This window comes from Luteimonas fraxinea, assembly GCF_021233355.1.
In the GTDB taxonomy this organism is placed as follows: Bacteria; Pseudomonadota; Gammaproteobacteria; order Xanthomonadales; family Xanthomonadaceae; genus Luteimonas; species Luteimonas fraxinea.
Genome location: NZ_CP089507.1, coordinates 3,651,997 through 3,671,011, shown reverse-complemented (window position 1 = coordinate 3,671,011; position 19,015 = coordinate 3,651,997). Strand labels below are relative to the sequence as shown.

The 19,015-nt window shown below is 64.7% G+C and carries 17 protein-coding genes; 9 read left to right on the top strand and 8 right to left on the bottom strand.

Annotation, left to right across the window (positions count from 1 at the left end):
• Positions 1–8 precede the first annotated feature (8 nt).
• Entirely contained in the window at positions 9–1,220 is a 1,212-nt protein-coding gene (locus tag LU699_RS16660; RefSeq protein ID WP_232149722.1) for an FAD-dependent monooxygenase, read from the top strand.
• Positions 1,221–1,346: 126 nt separating this feature from the next.
• Positions 1,347–4,022 (top strand): hypothetical protein, encoded by a 2,676-nt coding sequence (locus tag LU699_RS16655; RefSeq protein WP_232149724.1) that lies wholly within the window; start codon positions 1,347–1,349, stop codon positions 4,020–4,022.
• Positions 4,023–4,092: 70 nt separating this feature from the next.
• On the opposite strand, the gene LU699_RS16650 is transcribed toward LU699_RS16655, so the two are convergent.
• The 5 genes from LU699_RS16650 to LU699_RS16630 all read right to left on the bottom strand — a co-directional run bounded on the left by LU699_RS16650 (position 4,093) and on the right by LU699_RS16630 (position 8,489).
• Positions 4,093–5,724 (bottom strand): sensor domain-containing diguanylate cyclase, encoded by a 1,632-nt coding sequence (locus tag LU699_RS16650; RefSeq protein WP_232135697.1) that lies wholly within the window; start codon positions 5,722–5,724, stop codon positions 4,093–4,095.
• 130 nt (positions 5,725–5,854) lie between these two features.
• The gene (locus tag LU699_RS16645) at positions 5,855–6,226 is read right to left on the bottom strand and encodes a YajD family HNH nuclease (protein WP_232135698.1); all 372 of its coding nucleotides are present in this window, start codon (positions 6,224–6,226) and stop codon (positions 5,855–5,857) included.
• A gap of 59 nt (positions 6,227–6,285) precedes the next feature.
• Positions 6,286–6,966 (bottom strand): hypothetical protein, encoded by a 681-nt coding sequence (locus LU699_RS16640; RefSeq protein WP_232149728.1) that lies wholly within the window; start codon positions 6,964–6,966, stop codon positions 6,286–6,288.
• 100 nt (positions 6,967–7,066) lie between these two features.
• Entirely contained in the window at positions 7,067–7,336 is a 270-nt protein-coding gene (locus tag LU699_RS16635; RefSeq protein WP_232135700.1) for a hemolysin XhlA family protein, read from the bottom strand.
• A gap of 235 nt (positions 7,337–7,571) precedes the next feature.
• Positions 7,572–8,489, bottom strand: coding sequence for a LysR family transcriptional regulator (locus LU699_RS16630; RefSeq protein WP_232135701.1), 918 nt, complete (start codon positions 8,487–8,489; stop codon positions 7,572–7,574).
• A gap of 150 nt (positions 8,490–8,639) precedes the next feature.
• Here LU699_RS16630 and LU699_RS16625 point away from each other — a divergent pair, with 150 nt between their 5' ends.
• A complete protein-coding gene (locus LU699_RS16625) occupies positions 8,640–9,668 on the top strand; it encodes an alcohol dehydrogenase catalytic domain-containing protein (protein WP_232135703.1) in 1,029 nt (342 codons plus the stop codon).
• A gap of 386 nt (positions 9,669–10,054) precedes the next feature.
• Here the strand turns inward: LU699_RS16625 and LU699_RS16620 are convergent, their stop codons facing one another.
• Positions 10,055–10,762 carry an XAC0095 family protein gene (locus tag LU699_RS16620; RefSeq protein ID WP_232580299.1) on the bottom strand — a complete coding sequence of 236 codons (708 nt, stop codon included), beginning with the start codon at positions 10,760–10,762 and terminating at the stop codon, positions 10,055–10,057.
• A gap of 279 nt (positions 10,763–11,041) precedes the next feature.
• Between LU699_RS16620 and LU699_RS16615 the strand changes: the two genes are divergently transcribed.
• The 6 genes from LU699_RS16615 to LU699_RS16590 all read left to right on the top strand — a co-directional run bounded on the left by LU699_RS16615 (position 11,042) and on the right by LU699_RS16590 (position 17,058).
• Positions 11,042–11,491 carry a hypothetical protein gene (locus tag LU699_RS16615; protein ID WP_232135707.1) on the top strand — a complete coding sequence of 150 codons (450 nt, stop codon included), beginning with the start codon at positions 11,042–11,044 and terminating at the stop codon, positions 11,489–11,491.
• Positions 11,492–11,564: 73 nt separating this feature from the next.
• Entirely contained in the window at positions 11,565–13,073 is a 1,509-nt protein-coding gene (locus LU699_RS16610; protein WP_232135708.1) for a hypothetical protein, read from the top strand.
• Between the two features lie 32 nt (positions 13,074–13,105).
• Positions 13,106–14,770 carry a GH25 family lysozyme gene (locus tag LU699_RS16605; protein ID WP_232149730.1) on the top strand — a complete coding sequence of 555 codons (1,665 nt, stop codon included), beginning with the start codon at positions 13,106–13,108 and terminating at the stop codon, positions 14,768–14,770.
• A 312-nt stretch (positions 14,771–15,082) separates the two neighbouring features.
• The gene (locus tag LU699_RS16600) at positions 15,083–15,436 is read left to right on the top strand and encodes a hypothetical protein (protein WP_232135711.1); all 354 of its coding nucleotides are present in this window, start codon (positions 15,083–15,085) and stop codon (positions 15,434–15,436) included.
• 44 nt (positions 15,437–15,480) lie between these two features.
• Complete coding sequence (locus LU699_RS16595; protein WP_232149731.1) at positions 15,481–16,401, top strand: hypothetical protein; 921 nt, start codon at positions 15,481–15,483, stop codon at positions 16,399–16,401.
• A gap of 72 nt (positions 16,402–16,473) precedes the next feature.
• Positions 16,474–17,058 carry a hypothetical protein gene (locus tag LU699_RS16590; protein WP_232135713.1) on the top strand — a complete coding sequence of 195 codons (585 nt, stop codon included), beginning with the start codon at positions 16,474–16,476 and terminating at the stop codon, positions 17,056–17,058.
• Positions 17,059–17,208: 150 nt separating this feature from the next.
• Here LU699_RS16590 and LU699_RS16585 read toward each other — a convergent pair whose 3' ends face one another.
• On the bottom strand, positions 17,209–17,481 hold the full coding sequence (locus LU699_RS16585) for an RING finger domain-containing protein (protein WP_232149733.1): 273 nt from the start codon (positions 17,479–17,481) through the stop codon (positions 17,209–17,211).
• Between the two features lie 278 nt (positions 17,482–17,759).
• The gene (locus LU699_RS16580) at positions 17,760–18,428 is read right to left on the bottom strand and encodes an XAC0095 family protein (protein ID WP_232135714.1); all 669 of its coding nucleotides are present in this window, start codon (positions 18,426–18,428) and stop codon (positions 17,760–17,762) included.
• Positions 18,429–19,015 lie beyond the last annotated feature (587 nt).

The following is a 19,015-nucleotide window of genomic DNA, read 5'->3' as shown; positions in this document are numbered from 1 at the left end:
GAGCCACCATGTCCCGACGCATTCTCATCAGCGGTGCCAGCATCGCCGGCAACGCCACCGCCCTGACGCTGGCGCGCGCGGGATTCGACGTAACGGTCATCGAGCAGGCACCGGCCTTCCGCGACGGCGGGCAGAACGTCGACATCCGCGACGTCGGCCGGGACGTGCTGCGCCTCCTGGGGCTGGAACAGGCGGCGTTGGACCAGGGCACCGGCGAGGAAGGCACCGCGTGGATCAACGAAGACGGCGAGACCGTCGCCGAAATCATGACCGACGACGTCGAAGGCGACGGGCCGACGGCGGAGCTGGAAATCCTGCGCGGCGATCTCGCGCGGCTGCTCTTCGATGCGGCGCAAGACCGGGTTTCGTTCCGTTTCGGCGACACGATCGCCCGCCTGGTCGAGGACGACAGCGGCGTGGAGGTGCACTTCGACAGCGGCGCCCGCGAACGCTTCGAATGCGTGGTGGTGGCCGAGGGCGTGGGCTCGCGCACACGCGACCAGGTGTTTCCCGGCGAAAACGATCCGCGCTGGCTCGATCTCACCCTCGCCTACTTCACCATCCCGCGCACCGCGGACGACGACCGCCGCTGGCGCTGGTATCACGCCACCGAAGGACGCAGCATCCATCTGCGTCCTGACCGCCACGGCACGACGCGCGCGATGTTGTCGGTGCAAAAGGCGTCCGACGGCGAACAGGACTGGGATGTCGCGCGTCAGAAGCAGTACCTGCACGAACGCTTCGCCGATGCCGGCTGGCAGGCGCCGCGCGTGCTCGCGGGCATGGACGCCGCCGATGACTTCTACTTCGACGTGCTGCGCCAGGTGCGCATGAAGCGCTGGCACACGCAACGCGTCGTGCTCACCGGCGACGCGGCCTGGTGCGTCACCCCGATGGGCGGCATCGGCGCCACGCTCGCGGTTACCGGCGCGTACGTTCTGGCGGGCGAACTCGCCCTGCACCCGTCACCCGGCGACGCCTTCGCCGCGTACGAGGCCGCAATGCGGCCGATGGTCGATCAGGGACAGGGCGTGCCCAAGATCGTGCCGCGACTGATGAACCCGCAGAGCGAAACGGCGGTGCGCATCCTGCACGGCGTGCTCGGCCTGGCCACCAGCGCGCCTGTGCGATCGGCGACCGCGAAGCTCTCGGACCGTGATCTCAAAGGTCCGGATCTGTCGCGCTATGCCGCCCGCCTGGAAACCCGCGTGGATCGCTGAAAGAACGGGTGTGGTCATACGGACCGCGCTCACTCGCGACCTAGGGCCCGCCCGACTTGTGCAGGATGCGGGATTCTCCGATGGTCGTGCATCAACGGAAAAGCCGACATATGGAGATGAACTGCGATGGTCACGCTGAACGTCGGAACCCATATTCCCGATCTGCCGCTGTCGGCCCAGCCCCAAGCTCGCAACGCCCAATCGTCCGTGACCGCGCAAAGCCCGCCTGAGGCAACGCAGCCCACATCACCGCCCGCCACCACGCCACAGGCCAACGCCACCAACGACGCGGCTGCCGAGCACCGGACGGCATCCGGCGCACTCGATTCGATGCGGTTGCTCTCCGCGCAGGGTCACGGCTTCGCCCGTGCTGAGCTCAACGACGGCTACCTGCAGCAGAATGTGTCGAACGCCAGCGAGGCGCTCGAAACATCGATCGACGCCGAGATTGATGCGCTCATTTCAGCCGACCCAGGCCTGAGCGATGCCGACGCTGCTGCGCTGGTGTCTGCACGCTTCGAGGGATTCCCGGAGCTGCAGGCTGGCGTCGATGCAGCGATCGAGGGTGTGTTGCCCGCGAGGCAGTCGGATGCGCTCATCCAGAGTGTGCCCTCCGGCAGTGAACCTGGCGAGGCGCTGTACGCGCTCAATGAGGTGCTGCAGGGCGCCCCCATGGACCTGCGGCAGCGTGTGCTCGCCGATTCGCGCGTACAAACCTGGTTGACGGATGTCGCCGCACAAGTCACCACGCCACTGCAACCGTATCTCGAGGACCCCGGGCAGATCGGCGAGCGCAACTATCCGCAGGACATGCTCGATGGCATACGCGGCTTGGAGCAGATTGCCAACGAGCTCGACGACGATCTCGCCGCAGCACTGACCGAGGCAGCTCTGCCTGCATTCGAGCAGGTCAACGAAAGCGTCTTCGGCGGAAGCGGCATGTTTTCGGGAGGCGGCGCGATCTGGGCCGACGAAGGTCTTGCACGCATTGTGCAGATGTCCAGTCACATCAGCGGTGCCGAAGGCAGCCAGGCATTGACCAATCGCCTGATCGACCTGGCTGGTGGCACTAGCGCCGATTGGGGTCGCGCTGCCGACGCGGTGATTGCACATAACGGCATCCCGCCCAGGAGCATTGGCCCGGCGCTATTCGTGGAGCTTGAACGACAGGGTGTCGACGTCGGCCAAGGTTCGCCCGTGCTGGCATCGATGGATCCGATCCGCAACGGGATCGAGCTATCCATCCAGCCCGACGCCGCCGAGTTCTACGAACTGACCGAAACACTTCGCTTTGCCCAGGAGATGCGTCCGCTTTACGCCAGTGATACCGAGTTCGAAGCCGCGCTCGACGCACTGATGACCGAATCCCTCGGTGCCGACTGGCAAGCGCAGATCCAGGCGCAGCAGGACGTGATGGCAAGCCACGGGTCGCGACTTCTGAACCAGCTGGCGCAGTACACCGACCTGCCGGCCGATAATCCGTTGCGAAGCGACGTCGACACTTTCATCAGCGAAGTGCTGAACGACCCCGTGGCGCAGGCTGCGATCAGCATGGCCTTGCGCGCCGATCCGGCACTGGCGCAAGGCCCGCTGGGCGACTCGCTGCTGGATCTGTTCTCGATCGGCGAACTCGGCGCAGCGGGTCAGGGACTGGCGACCGAGTTTGCAAACCTCTACATCTCCACGCAGAGCGGTGCGGCTATTTCCGGCCTGGACGGCGGCAATCCCGCAACTATCGCCGCAGCTGATGCACAGCTGGCCAGCCTCGTCGATCCCCGCCTGGCGGAAGCGCTCGGCGTCGAACCGGCCGCGCTCGAAAGCGCGATCGGCGCCATGCGCGAAAGCCTGCCCGGACTCGCGGGCGACGACACGCAGAGAGAGGCGGCGCAGCGCGCCTTCAATACTGCTCTCAATGGCATCGAAGGATTCACCGCCGATGATGCGGCCGGCCAACTTCTGCGCGGCATGGCGGTAACGGCGTCAGCCAGCGCACTGATCAACGCACAGGGCCTCCAGCTCGACGATCCACGCGTGGAATCGCTACTCGACATCGCGATCGGCAACCTGGAGTTTCTCAAGAGCGCCAACTTCACCGGCAAGGCTCTGATCTCGCTCGCCGTCGGCGCTGAACTGATTTCAGCCACCGGCTTCATCGGGAAGTACGGCCTGAGCAACGCGCTCACTGGACGACTGTTCGCTGCAGCCGGCATTGCTGCCGACACCTGGAATGCGATCCAAGCCTTCCAAGACGGCGACGCGGGCGCCGGCACCCTACATGTCACCGCCGCTGGCGGTGTGCTGGCCGGCGTGCTGGGTGCTGGCACATGGCTGGGCCCGGTTGGCTGGACGGTTGCCGCACTGTCCTACATCGGACTGGGTGCCATCGACCGCGCCGCGCACAACAACCGGTTCGAGACCGACGACATGCGCAACTTCCTCGCCGCATCCGGGCTCAGCGACGCCGCCGCATCCGTGCTTTACGACACCACTGGCAACGCGGTGAGTCCGGTGCCGTTCCTGTTGCAGTACGCACAGAGCCACGGACTTTCGCCGGATCAGGCCATCGCTTGGTTTAATCAACTGGCAGAGACCGATCAGCTCAGTGGCGTGGTCCATATCGCCCATCAGACCATCGACGAAGCGGGCGGCAACGGCACCGACCTGCCTGGTACCCATGCGAGCGACAGCGAGGTCGCCGACACGCTCGACTTTACGCCGCACCACGCCGTCGCAATGGGTGCCCAGTCCATGGCGCAGTTCGACATGCTGCTTCAGACTTTCGACATCCCGCCTCCTGCCTGAGACCCGGTGGAGTGCGCAGTGAGGACGTCGCGTTCTTGAAGTCCCACTATGGGAAGCGAAGCGTGCGCTTTTACATGGCCGCTGGAAGTACGCATACGCCGAACGGCAGGGTCTTGGCCTCATACATCGCAGCATCCGCGGCGCGCAGGTAGTCGTCGCTCGTCACCAAGCGCGGGGTGCAATGCACCACGCCGATGCTCGCACTGCTTGTCAAGGTGTGTATGCCGATCCTGTAAGGAATCTCCAGCGCAGCAGCGATCTGCTGCGCCCGCTCGACCGCCTCGGCGGAATCGACAGACTCCAGCAGCACATTGAACTCGTCGCCACTCATGCGCGCGACCAGGTCGACCGCGCGCGCGCAGTTCTCCAACCGACGCGCGACCTGTTGCAGCAACTGGTCGCCGACGTGGTGGCCGTGGGTGTCGTTGACCGCCTTGAAACCGTCGAGGTCGAGCATCAGCACGGCGAACATCGTGGTGTGGTTTTGCGCGGGTGCGTCCTCGCCCGCCGCCAGCCCTTCGCGATGCAGTGCAATCGCGTGATCGAGGCGATCGCGAAACAGCGGCCGGCCCGGCAGGTTGGTCAGCGCGTCGTAGGAACTGCCGCGTTCGGCCAGATCGCTCAACGAGCCCGCCATGCGCACGGCGATGCCGTCCTCGAAGCGGGCGACACCGCGCCAGTTCACCCACACCAGGCGCCCCGAGCCGTGCCAGGCGCGGAAATCCACGGAGAAGTTCGGGCTGTCCCCGGCCAGATGCCGGCGGTACGCCGATTCCGCACGGGCGCGATCGTCGGGATCGATGCGCGACTGCAGGAAGTGCCAGCCGTCAGCGTGCACCGGCCCGGTCGCGTCCAGCCCAAGGATGCCGTTGAAGCGTCCGGACACGTGCAGCACGTCCGTACGCAGATCCCAGTCCCAGATGCCGTCGTTGGATCCGCGCGTGGCCAGCGCGTAGCGCTCGTCGGAGCGCAGCAGTTCTAGTTCGGCCTGCTTCTGCCGGGTCACGTCGATCATCAGGCCGATCATGCGGTTCGGGCGTTCCGCCTCGACCACCGTCCGGCACAGGTCGCGCACCCAGACCACCTCGCCGGAGCGCGTGATCAGGCGGTAACTCATCTCGTAGGCGTAGCTGTGCGTCGCATCGTAGGCGGCGTTGTCGATCGCCAAGGCCGCCTGCAGATCGTCGGGATGCACGCGCGAGCGCCAGAAGCCCGGATCGGCGCGCCACTGCTCCACCGTGAAGCCGAACAGGCGCTCGACCTGCGGACTCAGAAAGGTATTGCCCACGCCGCGCTCGGCTTCCCAGACCACGCCATCGATGGTCTCCAGCAACCGCAGGAAGCGCTGGCGCACTTCCACCAGCACCTGCTCGGTGACGTCGGCCACTTCGATCAGCACGCCCTGGCGACTGACCACCCGATCCGCCGCATCGGTCTCGGGCTGCAACTGCAGCCGCATCCATCGATACGCCCGGTCCGCGAACCGCAGCCGGAACACCGGCATGCCCGAACGCAGCGTCGGGTTGTCGTCGGGATGCACGAAATCCAGCAGCGATCGGCCCAGCGCATCGGCAACCGCGTGGCCCGTCAGCGTCTGCCAGGCGGGATTGAGATAGGTGACCGTCCAGCGCGCATCCGTCTGCACGACCACGTCGGGCAACAGGCGCAGCAGATGCGCGGACGGCGTGGGATCGGCAGGCATTGGGGCGCTATGGTCACCGAAGCGCGAGTCCGGTCCAGCAGCACGCGCACATGACCCGCAACGCCTGCGACCCACGCAACCCGGGTGATCCGTCCGCAGATCGCCTACCCGATCCGCAAGCGCGATCCGGTCAGGCGCGGGTCTTCTCGAGCCGCGCCTTCAGATCCGCGAACGGATTGGACGTTGCCGCGGCCGGCGCGTCCTCCGCGTTCCGTGCACTGACGCCGGTGTGGTCGAGCTGCCGTGAGTGCTCGTTGTCGTGGCAGTACACGCACAGCAACTCCCAGTTGCTGCCATCGGCCGGGTTGTCGTCGTGGTTGTGGTTGCGGTGATGCACCGTCAGTTCGCGCAGATTGACGCGCGTGAACTCGCGCGCGCAGCGGCCGCAGATCCACGGGTACATCTTCAGCGCCCGCTCGCGATAACCGTTGTTGCGCTGCTCGGCACTGCGCCGGGCTTCGGCCACGATGCGATCGAGCTTGCTCTGGTCTGGCGTCGTCATGGGTGGAGTCTAGCGCCACCCTGCAATGCCGCCGGGTTCATCAAACCGGCGACTTGTACTCACTCGTCCCGCTTCGCGCCCTCGCGACTATGCGCGAACTCCGGGAAGGTCTCCGCCATCGAGTCCTTGTCCGGCAGGATGTAGAACACACCGCCCTTCTCGAACGTCGAACGGACGACGTCCTCGTAGAACGTGGTCGCGACGTTGATGCAACCGTGGGTGACGCGGTTGTCGTCCGGCGTCGGCGATGCCAGGCGTTCCTCGCGTCGCTCGGCCGGCGTGCCGCTGGCGGTGGGGTGCAGCGAGACCGCCGAATCGTAGTCCACCCAGAGCACACGCCCGGCATCGATCGACGGGCCATAGCCACCCACGAAACGACCGGCCGGCGTGGTGCGATCCCGCCCCGGAATCTCGCGCAGCGCAAGACCTGCGATGCCGGGCGCCGCATGATCGCCGACTGCCGAACCAAACAGCCCGGGCGCTGCGCCTCGCAGCTTGCCGTCGCCGCCGAACACCAGCACCTGCGCGGCAGCCTTGTCCATCACCATGAACGGATAGCCGTGGTTGTCATCGGCGGCGATGACCCAGCCCGCAAGCTCGATCACCGTGTCGGAGACCTCTTGGCCGGGCGGAAGCTGGTTAGCCGAGGCGGCCTGTGGCGCCACGGTGTCCTCGGCCATGGCCACCCCGACGCTGGCGGATGACAACGCGAGCAACAGCGCCGTGTGGAAGACCCGCATCGCAGGATGTGTGGACGTGGCGATGGGACAACTCCTCGAAAAGACGGGTGACACACCGGGACCCGTGACCGCCAGGCCAACGGGTCCCGGTCCGATCAGATCAACCGCGCGGCGTGCGACGCGGCGCCGTTTCCAGCTGCTGGACGCGACGTTCCATCGTATCCAGGCGCTGATTGGCCTGCGTCGCCGACTGGTTGGCGGATTCCGCGCTCTGCGCCGCACCCTGCACCCGCGAGTCGAGGGTATCGAGGCGCGTATCGATGCGTGCGAAGTCGTCCTTGTACGTGGCACAGCCACCAAGCCCCACGGCCGCGACCAGCGCCACGCCGACCATTTGTGCCGTCTTCTTATGCTGTTGGATGAGCGACATTTCAGTTCTCCTGCTTCGGGGGAGTCCGGAATATAGCGGCGTTTTTGCCATGAATACCGTGCACCTTCAGGCGAGATTGGAATACATAAACGACATGTGAAATGTGCTGATTTACGCACCTAGGGCGTCCCCTAGATGTCGGAACGACCTGCTTATGTTGGGCCTTTCGGAGAAAGATAACGAAGCGATACCCACTTCACTGCCGTGAACCATGCTCCTCCTGGCGGGTAATCTTTCAACTGTCTGAACGCATTCCAGTCATCATATTGATCAACGCTCTCAGGCCAGATGGTAGGTGGCGATTCGCCACGTAGTAGAGACAAAGCCCTGGATACGCGGGACACCAATCTTCCAGAAGGCGTTTAAGTCGGCCGTCGTTGAGCGCATTGACTGCGAGATGATCGGGCACGAAGGCGATGCCTATGCCATCGATTGATGCCTCCACCATCAGCGGTTGATCGGTCAATGTGAGAGAGCCGGAAGGATTGATCCTTTCGACCACGCCCTGGCGCTCAAACTCCCACCGGTAGATTGCACCGCTCTCGAAGCGGAAGCGGATGCAATTATGGTCATACAGATCTTGCGGCACCCTTGGATGCCCGTGCTGCTCTAGATACCCGGGCGACGCCAATGCCGCAAAGCGGACCTCCCCCATAACCGGGATGGCCACCATATCCTTTGGTACTGCTTCCGCTAACCGGATACCAGCATCGAAACCATCGGCAACAATATCGCCGAGCCTGCCATCAGTGAATATGTCGATATGGACGCGTGGATACTCACGCAAAAAGCGTGCAAGCACTGGCCACAGTGTCAACCGGATAGCGCCCTCGCTGGCATTGATTCGCACGGTACCGCTGGGCACATGCTCATCGACCTCCAACTCCTGAACGGCCTCTTCGATTGAGGCCATTGCCGGCCTAAGTTTTAGGGCGAGACGTTCACCCGCCTCAGTCAAGGAGACGCTTCGAGTCGTTCGGTTGAATAGACGGACATTCAACCGTTGTTCGAGCACCTTGATCGAATGGCTGATCGCCGACGGCGTCATGTTGAGTTCGCTTGCGGCGCTGCGGAAACTCCGATGGGCCGCGACTGCCAGGAAAGCGGCAAAGGCCGCCAGATCGTTGCCCTTAGATTGGTGAATTGATTTCATCTTGGCATCAAATATTGAGCAGATTGTCGCGACAGTCTACGGCTCATAGACTCGAATCAGGGTGCAGCATCGCCGGTTCCAAGCCAGCTTGGTGTCGCTGTACGCCGCTAGATCGCAGCCCACAGACCACCTGATAGAGAGGAAACGGCGATGAAGATGAAGGCAGTTGTGATGACCGGGGCCAACAAGCCTTGGGAAGTTCATGAGGTCCCCGTGCCCAAGGCAGAGCCAGGGTTGGTCCTGGTGAAAGTTCACGCTTCTGGCATGTGCTACACGGACGTTTGGGCCACCCAGGGGGCTGGCGGCGACATTTATCCGCAGACTCCTGGCCACGAGGTGGTTGGTGAGATTGTCGAAGTCGGCGCGGGCGTCCGCACACGCAAGGTGGGAGACCGAATCGGCACCACATGGGTGCAGTCCTCGTGCGGTCGATGCCCTTACTGCCGCCAGAACCGTCCGTTGACCGGCCAGACGGCCATGAACTGCGTTTCGCCCAGAACGACGGGCTTCGCGTCGCAGGGCGGGCACGCACAGTACATCGCGATCTCTGCGGAAGGCACTGTATTGCTGCCCGATGGGCTGGACTACGAGGACGCTGCGCCGATGATGTGCGCGGGCTACACCACCTGGAGTGGCATGCGCGATGCGGACCCGAAACCGGGTGACAGGGTCGCGGTGCTCGGTATTGGTGGACTTGGCCACGTCGCCCTCCAGTTCTCCAAGGCCTGCGGATTCGAGACCATTGCGATCACGCATTCGCCGGACAAGCACAAGCTTGCGAAAGATCTTGGTGCAGACATCGTCGTCGCGAACGGCCAGGAGCTGTTGGCGGCTGGCGGCGCAGATGTTCTTCTGGTCACGACCAACGACTTCGACACCGCCGAAAAAGCGATGGCGGGAGTCAAGCCCGACGGGCGCATCGTCCTGTGCGGACTCGACTTCAGCAAGCCGTTCTCGATCCCGTCCGACGGTAAGCCCTTCCATATGATGCGCCAGCGCGTGGTGGGCTCCACCCATGGCGGACAACATTACCTCGCCGAGATTCTTGAACTTGCCGCGAAGGGAAAGGTCAAGCCAATCGTCGAAACCTTCTCGCTCGACCAAGCGACCGAAGCATACGACCGCCTGTCCTCCGGGAAGATGCGGTTCCGTGGCGTGTTCCTGCCTCACGGCGAATAAGGTTCATTTCCAGAGCAGTTACGACGACGGGGTGGTCGCCGGAGCGCCTTCTTGTTGTTCGACAAGCAAACGTTCCGGTGTGCTGTCGACTTTCATTGCTTGGCAAAAGCGTTGCGCACGGCAGAACTAACCCACTCCGCGATGCGGTCTGAGCATGTGTGTGCGGCGTAACAGCATCCCCTGCGGCAGCTGGATCGGCTTCGATCCCGGCAATGCACGAACAGTCGGCATGCCGACGGCTCAAAAGGACAGCAGCGTCAGTTGCAGGATCCGGCCATGCCCGACCCGCACGCACAGGCGGCGCATTGGCCGGAGTCATTACCTCGAAAGCGAAATGCAACCCGCAGCACGCATCAGCGCCGCTGCGGGTTGCGTTGGGCTCAGTGCTAGTGGGCGCGGTGTTCGCCCTGCGGCTTGGCAGTTGCAGTCACGTGAACGTTGTACAGCGGCGGCGTCTCCCGCACCCGCGGTCGCGCGGCCGGCCGATCAGTGAGGTACTGCGAAATCACCTGCCGGTGGAGTGCCTGCAGCACCTGCGCACTATCGAAGATGGACGCGCCAGCGATTGCAATCGTGTTGTCCGTGAATTCGGTGCCCGAAGTGCCGCTCAAGTGCAGCAGATCGCCTTGGGCAACCAGCATGTCGAGCAGGTTGGTCGCTTCATCGATCTGACGCAGCGTCATGCCGACCAGATACTTCGCCCCACCCGGTTCCGTCGCGACTGCCTCTTCGACATCGTCCGAGGCATCCACATCCACATCCTCAGCTTCGTCTTCGTCGCTGTCGTCGTCGTCGTGGTCGTCGTGGTCGTCGTCGGCCTCGTCCTGGTCATCGCCCCGCTTGCCCTTCGCCTGAAGGCGTGCCGGCCAAGCCACCGCATCGAGCACCAGTTGCACCTGCTCGGCCAGCAGGTCCATGCAGCCGGCCAACGCGGGGTGGTCGATTTCAGGCCCGTCCTCTTCCTCGTCCACGCGCGGCTCTGCCAGGCGTGACAGGAACTCGATGTGCTGGTGCAGCTTGCGCAACCGGGACTGGCCGTCCTCGCTCAGGAAATAGCCCAGCGCGCCGCGATCTTCCGTCTCGAACTTCGACATCGTCATCTCCTCGATCCATGAAGTGCCCGTCCGCCAGACGGAGGACGGAGGTGCTTAAGGCCGCAGTGACGTCTTGCGTTGAACGCAGCTCGAGCCGCGTGGCAGAACTCGCGACACCATCACAGAATCCTTCAGCAAGCGAGAATTTTTACCACTAGGGAAGACCGATCCCCTACACCCGCGTTGGAAGCCTCCATAGCGTGAGGCACCACCAACTGCCATGGATGCACAGGGGGTTTCATGGACCACACAGGGACGTCGCAGTGGCTCGTATCCGGCATGCAGCCGGGCGAATGCTTCATCAGCCTGATTGGCGGCGCGTCTATTTTCCAGGGCGAGTCGCGGTACATGTGCGTGTGCTTCTGCGAGCAGAACAAGGCGTTCGTGGTCGAGGCTTTACCGGCATCGCTGGCCGAAATCGGCGCCGTCGGCGGCTTCGAGCTGATCATCGATCTGGTCAACAGCTATGGCGGCAAGCGCATCTATCTTCCAACGCGCGCCGCGCGCTTTTTCGACATGACCGGCCTGGACGTGCCGTCGGTGGTCTACCAGCACTGGCGCGACATCGCCGACGTCAACGGCCAGTTGGACATTCCCAGCTCCTGGGGCCTGTTCCTGTCGCTGCGCCGGGCGGCCATCCGTGTCGCCGTCGCCAGGAAGTGGCCCCCCGAAATGCTCCACGCCACCTTCGGCGTGTCCAGGCGTCAGCTGAAGGCCTACCGGAACTAGACGCCACCCCGCGGCGAAGCGACGCCATGTCGCGCACGCCCGACCCACTCGACATTTCATCCGGAGACGCACCATGCCATCCACCATCCCGTACGACCCCGCCCTTGCCCTCGGTAACCTGGTCAGCAGAGAACGACTCGAAGTGCTCGAGCAGATCGCCGCGGCACAGGCACCCGCCGACGCCGCCGAGGACTCGCTCAACTCCCTGCTCGCAACCAAGCGCTCACTGGACATGACGTCCCAGGAGCTCGCCGGCATGGGCATCGACACCAAGGAACTGGACGCCGAGCGCGCCGAGTTCGGCCAGTCGGTGTCCACGGCCGCCGAGGCCTATGCCAAGGCGAAGATCCAGGCTATCCGGGCCTCGCAACCGCTGCGCGCAAAGCTTCCGGGCATCAGCGAGTCGATCGAATCCCCCATCGACTACAACCGCAGCCAGATCAAGCAGATGCCGCTGTCGGCCGACGGCCTGCGGATGAACATCCAGTATTTCAGCCGGGACGAAAACACCCAGGACTCAGGCAGTCACGCCTCCGATGTCGCCCAGTTCATCAGCGGCCAGGTCGGGTATCTGGGCAGTTCGTTCGCGTCCCAGGCCTCGCGCTCGTCGGCCAGCCAGGTGCACAGCCAGACGCAGAACCACAGCATCAGCGGCACGCTGGTGATCGCCATTACCTGCACCCACAAGGACGCCGTATTGCTCGCGCCCTTGATTCTCGATGTGGACAAGGGCGTCCGGGCGTTCAACGCCTTTTTCCCGGACGACATGATCAAGACCGATTCGCCGGCCAGCATCCAGGACATCGCCGCCCGCGCCGACACCAAAGACGAAAAAGCACTCACGATCCTCTCCGGCGCCACCATGGGCTCCTGCTTCATCGGCATGGTGCACATCCTCAACACCACCGATACACGAAGCAGCGAGGCGATGGTGAGCATCGCCTCCTCGCTGCAGACACAGATGAAGGTCGGCAGCTGGTTCCAGAGTGCGTCCGGCGGCTTCGGCATCAGCCGGACCTTCAGTGACGATGCCAAATCCTTGCTGTCCTCGCAGAACATCACCTCCCATTGCACCCTGACCACCATCGGCTCCATCCCGTCGATCAAGTCCAACCAGGTGAAGATGGGCGTGCGCGAATTTGCCGACAACGATGGATCGGCGTCGATGACCGCCTTGCTCAAACTCCAAGGGGTGACCCAGACCGAGCGGGATTCTGTCGCATCGTCCGCCACCGCCGCGCGCACAGGGCAAGGCCTGGTGGCCATGAAGTCCGGACAGATGGAAAGCGCGCTCTCCGCGCTGAAGGACATCGACGACGGCGCCAACAAGATCATCGACATCAATTCCATGATGGATGCGCTCGACGATTACGTGCAGAAGTGCCTGGACGGCAAGATCGGCGCGCCGATCACCTACTACCTCAAGCGGATCACCGCCTCGCAGCTGGCGCAGGGCTGGATGGCCAAGTACTACCCCGGCAAATACCTCGCGGTTTCGATCGACGACTCCAGCCCGGCAACTCCCGGCACAGGAGGCAAGGACGCCGATCCGCCGCCTGCTGACGCCGGCGGTGGCGGCTGACGCCAACACCGACGGCAAGGAGCCGCGCCCTCATGCATTCCGCCACCCGATTCGTGCGGGCGCTGGCCAGCCTGCCGGAGACCGACCGCGCCTGGCTGCGCGCCGTGCTGGCCGCCTGCGCGGACGGCCCCATCGCGCTCAGCGAGGCATGGCAACGGGCGTGGTTTTCACCGCGCCCCGGGACCGGGCTGATCCTCCAGCCGGACGCCGGGGCCGCCTACCTCTACGTCGAGGCCGCGCAGGCGGGCGAACGCGACAGACTGGCGGCGGAGACCCTGTCCGCCGCCGTGCTGCTCGCCGACATGGCGCGCTGCGGTATCGCCACCACGCACCCTGTCGCGCACGCCACACCCGGCGCCTTCCGCTGCATCGGCAACATCTTCGATAAGCCGCGCGTCGCCATGGAGCACGGCACGCCGCGCATCGTGCTCAATGCGGCGGGCGACTACACCGAGGATCCCTCCGAGATCCGCAGCGCCGGCGGCGACGTGCGGTATGTCGGGCATCCCTTCGGCCCCGAAGCCTCCGCACTGCTGCTGCAGTTCACCAGCGGCGTAATGGCAATCCGGGCCGACGCGAGGACCACCGCGCTTCGCGATTCGCTCGCGCCCGAGCGCACCCGTCCCACGCGCGTCGAGGCGGAGGGGGCACCGGAGCCCACGGACGCGGATGCGGCATCGCCAGACTTGGCGCACGAGGCCCCACCCCACACGGCGTGGGATGCGGCGGCATGGCCGGGCAATGCGCCTTCAGCATCGGCATCGCGCCCGACGCGTCGGCGCCGCGCGCATCGCTGCCCCAGGTGGGTGGCCGCCCTCGTCGCCTGCAAGCTCTGCGTGGCGTTCGGCGTCGCCATCGGCGTGTATGTGGACGATGTCGCCGAACTCCTGGCGGTGTCGCAGGACATCAGCGCCGATGCGCATCCCGGCCCCCTCCCACCCTCCCAAAGCCCCACCGCATCCGTGCCACCGCCGGCAATACCGGAGACGTGGCCCACGCCTCTGCGCGAGGACCACGACCTGGATCCGCATGATGCGACCGCAGACATACCGCAGCCCGCGCCATCCCCCCTGCTCGGCACCGACATCTCCCAGTGGTCCGGCCACGGCGCGCGGGGCGCCAGCGCGGTGTTCGATGCCGTGCCGGACCTACATTTCGCCTTCGTCCGGGTGGCCTATGGCCGGCGCCTGGACCACGAGTTCCACAGCAACTGGCAACTGATGGCCGAACGCGACATCTATCGGGGCGCCTACGTGTTTCTCAGGCTCGACGAGGACCCCATCGCCCAGGTCGACAACGCCGTCGACGCCCTGGGGCCGGCCACGTCCCGGGATCTCTGCCTGGCCATCGACTTCGAGGAACTCAGTTTCACTCCGCGCGGCCCGCCCCACGACACACAAGACGTTGCGCGCATCGTGCTGGCCGCGCTCGAGCGCGCACGGCACCGCCTGGGCTGCATGCCGCTGCTCTACACCAACTGGAGCATGGGCAGCACCTACCTGCACGATCCGCAGTTCGCGCAATACCCGCTCTGGATTGCCGACTGGACCGACGCCCCCGCCCCGCGCCTGCCGCCGGCATGGACCACCTTCGCGTTCTGGCAGCGCTCCGATCGGCTGCCGGCAAGCCCCAGCGCCGCGGACCTCGACCTCTTCCCCGGCACGCCGGCAGACCTGGCGCGCTTGCTCCGCCACTGACTTCCGTTCGCGGCGCATCGACGCTGACTGACGTCGGCCGCACGGGCGGATTGCAGCTGGGCTGCTGCGCGGCTGCCGCGAGAGCCCTGTCACTGCGCATGCAGGCGATGCATCTCACGGCGCTACCTGCGGCGTGGCGCGGCGTTCGCTGACGGCGTGCGGCGGCACAGAACCGGGGAACGTCGTTCCCCTACCGGAGCACCGCCTGGGCTCCTACGGTGGGCATGCAGCACTCGATCGCCTCGCAATGAAACAGGTCAAGCGCACCAACGCCCCCCTGTTCCCTCAGCCACCCGCCGGAGAATTACCGCCATGCCTTTCACGCCTGCACAGCTCGCCACCCAGATGGCGCATCCACAACTCGCGACATGGGCCAGTTCCAGCCCGCAGAACCAAGGGCCATACCTCCAGCCGTACATCGCGTACTTCAACGGAATCCAGGCATGGATCGACGTCCATGGCGGCAACGGCGCGCCGTTCGGCTACGACAACGTCGTAGGAATGGAGGTCAACGGCGTCCAAGTCCAGCTGCTCGGCCCCCAGCAGAACGCGCCTTTCAACGATGCTTTCAACGACGTTCGCGCGCACCTGGGTCAGGACGGCTTCCGGCTCTTCCAGGCAGCGGAGGCGAGCCAGCGGCTGATCGGCGTACTCAACAGGATGTAACGGCACACCGCCGTCCACCACGAGACCCGACAAGGAGAGACACCATGACATGCACATCCGGCTCGGTTGAATCCGTCGCCGACAAGACGGTCGCCGCCAAGGCACAGATCGACAAACTGACGGTATTGCTAAAGGACGACGACGAGAAAACGCGGAAGTACTTCATCGACGCGATCGGCGTCCATCTCAGGGATGCCAAGGTCACCGATGCACGCGAGCTCTCGTTCAACTCGGACACCAAGATCGAGTACACGAGCGAGTTCAGCCTGGACAAGATCGCGGCGGTCGTCACGTCAGCGCTCAAGGCGGTGGCCGCCGCACAGGATCCAACCTCGCCTTCGCCCGCTATGAGCGAACAGGCCATCGCCGCCTACTCGGACGTGGTCAACACGGTCGCGGAGGCGGCCAAGTCGTCTTCTACGTCGGCCGCCAGCCTGGCGTTCAGCATGACCCGGCTGTCGCCCGGACTGTTCTCGTTCCTGTATGCCACCTCGGTGAACATCAAAGACGTGGACACCTTCGGCGCCGAGGCCGTGACGGCGACAGCGATCTACTACCGTTTCATGCAGAGCATCGACGACGTCAAGAACGAGTCCGCGTTCGGCAACGCCCTCATCGATGCCCAGAACCTCAGGCGTATGAAGCAGCTGCAGGCCGGCCTGACGGAGGACCTGGCGAAGGACACGCTCGACATCGACGAATGGGCCAAGAAGGACAGCGCATACGACCTGGCGGTGAAGAAAATCCAGCAACGCCTCAAGGAAGCAAGCTTTGATGTCACGAAACCGGTGGTTCTGCAGAGGGCGCACGGCTTTGGACCCGCCGTCGAGCATTCGTTCACAGCGGGCTCCCTGGTGACCCAGCAGATCGTGCGCGCGTCGATCAAGGCACTGGCTTCGAGGGGCAACGCCTACCAGGCCGCCGTGAGTGCCTCTGAAGCACGCCTGGCCGACAACTACTACTAGCGCGCCGGCACGCGCGCGCCGATAACCCCCATCAACGCAGTGGCTGCCCTGCAGACCACGTAAGGAAACGCAATGCCAATCCAACTCTATCGAGGCGATACCCGCACTCCCGAACAGATCCAAGCGGCGAACGGGTTCGCCGCCCGGGCGCCCCTCACACCAGCCACCGCAATCGCGCTGATCAACCGATGCATGGGTCAGGCGGGCCCCTACGCCGCAGTTGCGCTGCCTCCGCCGGCGAATACGACACCGCTGCAGACCGCCCTGAACAGCGCGAATCGCATCAACCTGCTGGCGCTGATGACGGAGATCAAGAAGGGGAAGAGTCAGGACACGGTGCACATCTCGACCGATGTCACCCCGGACGCTGGCGGTTACGGCACCAGCTATGTGTACCGCATGACGTTCACGCTCAACTACCAAGTCAACGGACAGGGCGCGGTCATCCCCGTGGGCAACAATTCCGACGTGCTCGCATCAGCGGTTGGCACCCGACTCGTCTTCGAGGGCGCAAACCTGGCCACGTCGCAACTCATCGCGCTGACCGGCGTCGGCGCCGTGGGTCTCACAGAGGTGGCCTTCCTCACGTCCATCCCGTACGCGCACATCACCCACTACCAGGAGCCCGGCACCACCGCCTGGGTCGCCATGCCCTGACGCACGGAACGCACGCTGTCCCGAGGCGGCGTGCACAGAACCCCGACAAGAGCGGGATGGCCGCTGTCTCAAACAGAATGCGTGCCCCCGACTCCACGCCCCCAAAGAAAAGGCCCGCCAATGGCGGGCCTTGTTGTGATGTGTTGCCGTTCAAACAACGGTGTCCACGTAGGTCAACCCCGCCCAGGGCTGCTGGCACGCCGGGCAGTTCGTGTTCGGCGCCTCCATCGTATGCGTCACAGGAGAAAACCCGGGAAGCACACCAGGGGCGGCCGGGTTGACGCGGATCTGCCCGGCAAGCCAGCTGTCGATGCAACCGGAGTGGAAGCGGGCCGCGCACGTGCTTCCGTGTCGCCGGGCCGTGTCACCCGCGTTGAAGGTCTCTTGGCATATCGGGCACATCTCGCCCGCGTTCGTCACCATCTGCGTACTCCTCGAGATAAAGGTCAGGGATTCGTCTGCGCAGACGGCTACGGCCGTGCTGCCTGTCCAACCTATGACCCCGGCAAGTGGCCGCGTAAGAGGAACCGCAATCCCTACTTCTCCGATTGCGCCGCAGCAGTTCAGTAACCGAAGGCGACGGATGCGCGGCCAGGTCGCGCGCGACCCGCGAGTGGAAGAGAACACAGCGGCGCTCGCCGTCCCTCGACCCGAGACGCCACCCGCAGCACGCACCAACGCGGCTGCGGGTGGCGTTGGGCTCAGTGCAGCTCTGCGCGGTGCTGAGCCTTCGGCTCAGTGGCCGCGACGGCGTGCACGCCATACGCCGGCGGCATTTCACGCACACGCCGGGGCTTGGCACGCGGGTCGTCGTCGTCGAGGATCTGCGTTTCGACCTGGTCGATGATGGCGTCCACGGCCTCGGCGCCATCGAAGATGGCCGAGCCCGTCACGATGATGGTCTCCTTGGCGACATTGCCTTCGCCGGTGGCCATCATCAGATCGCCCTGGGCGCGCAGCAGATCGAGCAGGCGGTGCAGCTCGTCCAGCTGATCCATCGTCATGCCGAAATCGTAGTTATCGTCAGCGGAAGCTGCCACGGGCGCAGCGTCGCCATCGGCCTCATCCGCGTCCTCGGCTTCGTCATCGTCGGCCTGCGGCCCTACCTTCAGCGGCTTGCCCTTCGCCTGCAGGCGCGCCGGCCAGGCCACCGTATCCAGCACCAACTGCACTTGCTCGGCCAGCAGGTCCATGCAGCCGGCCAGCGCGGGGTGGTCGATTTCAGGCCCGTCCTCTTCCTCGTCCACGCGCGGCTCTGCCAGGCGTGACAGGAACACAATGTGCTGGTGCAGATTGCGCAGCCGGGACTGGCCGTCCTCGGTCAGGAAATAGCCCAGCGCGCCGCGATCTTCCGTATCGAACTTCGACATCGTCATCTCCTCGATCCATGAAGTGCCCGTCCGCCAGACGGAGGACGGGAAGTCGGGAGGTTCGAAACCGCACGTAGCCGGCGGGCGTATTTCCCCGAAGGGTGTTGTATTAGCCGCCCTCCCGACGCAGACATCGCGTCGGTCCATGCCCGCAAGCGCACGGGCACAAAAAACCCACCAGATTGACGGAGGTGGGGACCGCTACGTGAGGAGTTTCGACGCTCCTTGGGATCGAGTCTGCTACGGGTCAAGCGGTACCGTCAAGACCACGCAACAACGTGAGACGTGTGCCGCTGATGAGGCGGCGAGAGGCGGTCGAAACGTGGGAGCAGGCCAATCTCCAGCAGCGCTTTGTTGTGTCTACCCTATAGCGTCGATCAAGACGCGCACATCGGCAACGACCTTGAGCCTGCCAATACCAGTCTCGCCGTCGCCGAACCGTGTCCTTCGGTCACGCCATTGATTGCGACATCCAATGCCGCCTTGCCTACGATGCCTACCGCCGGCATCCCGTTTATCCGATATGGTTAGCTTTGTTCAGTGCATCGCGCCTAAGCCCACGCTTATCTCTACTAGAGTTGCCTTGT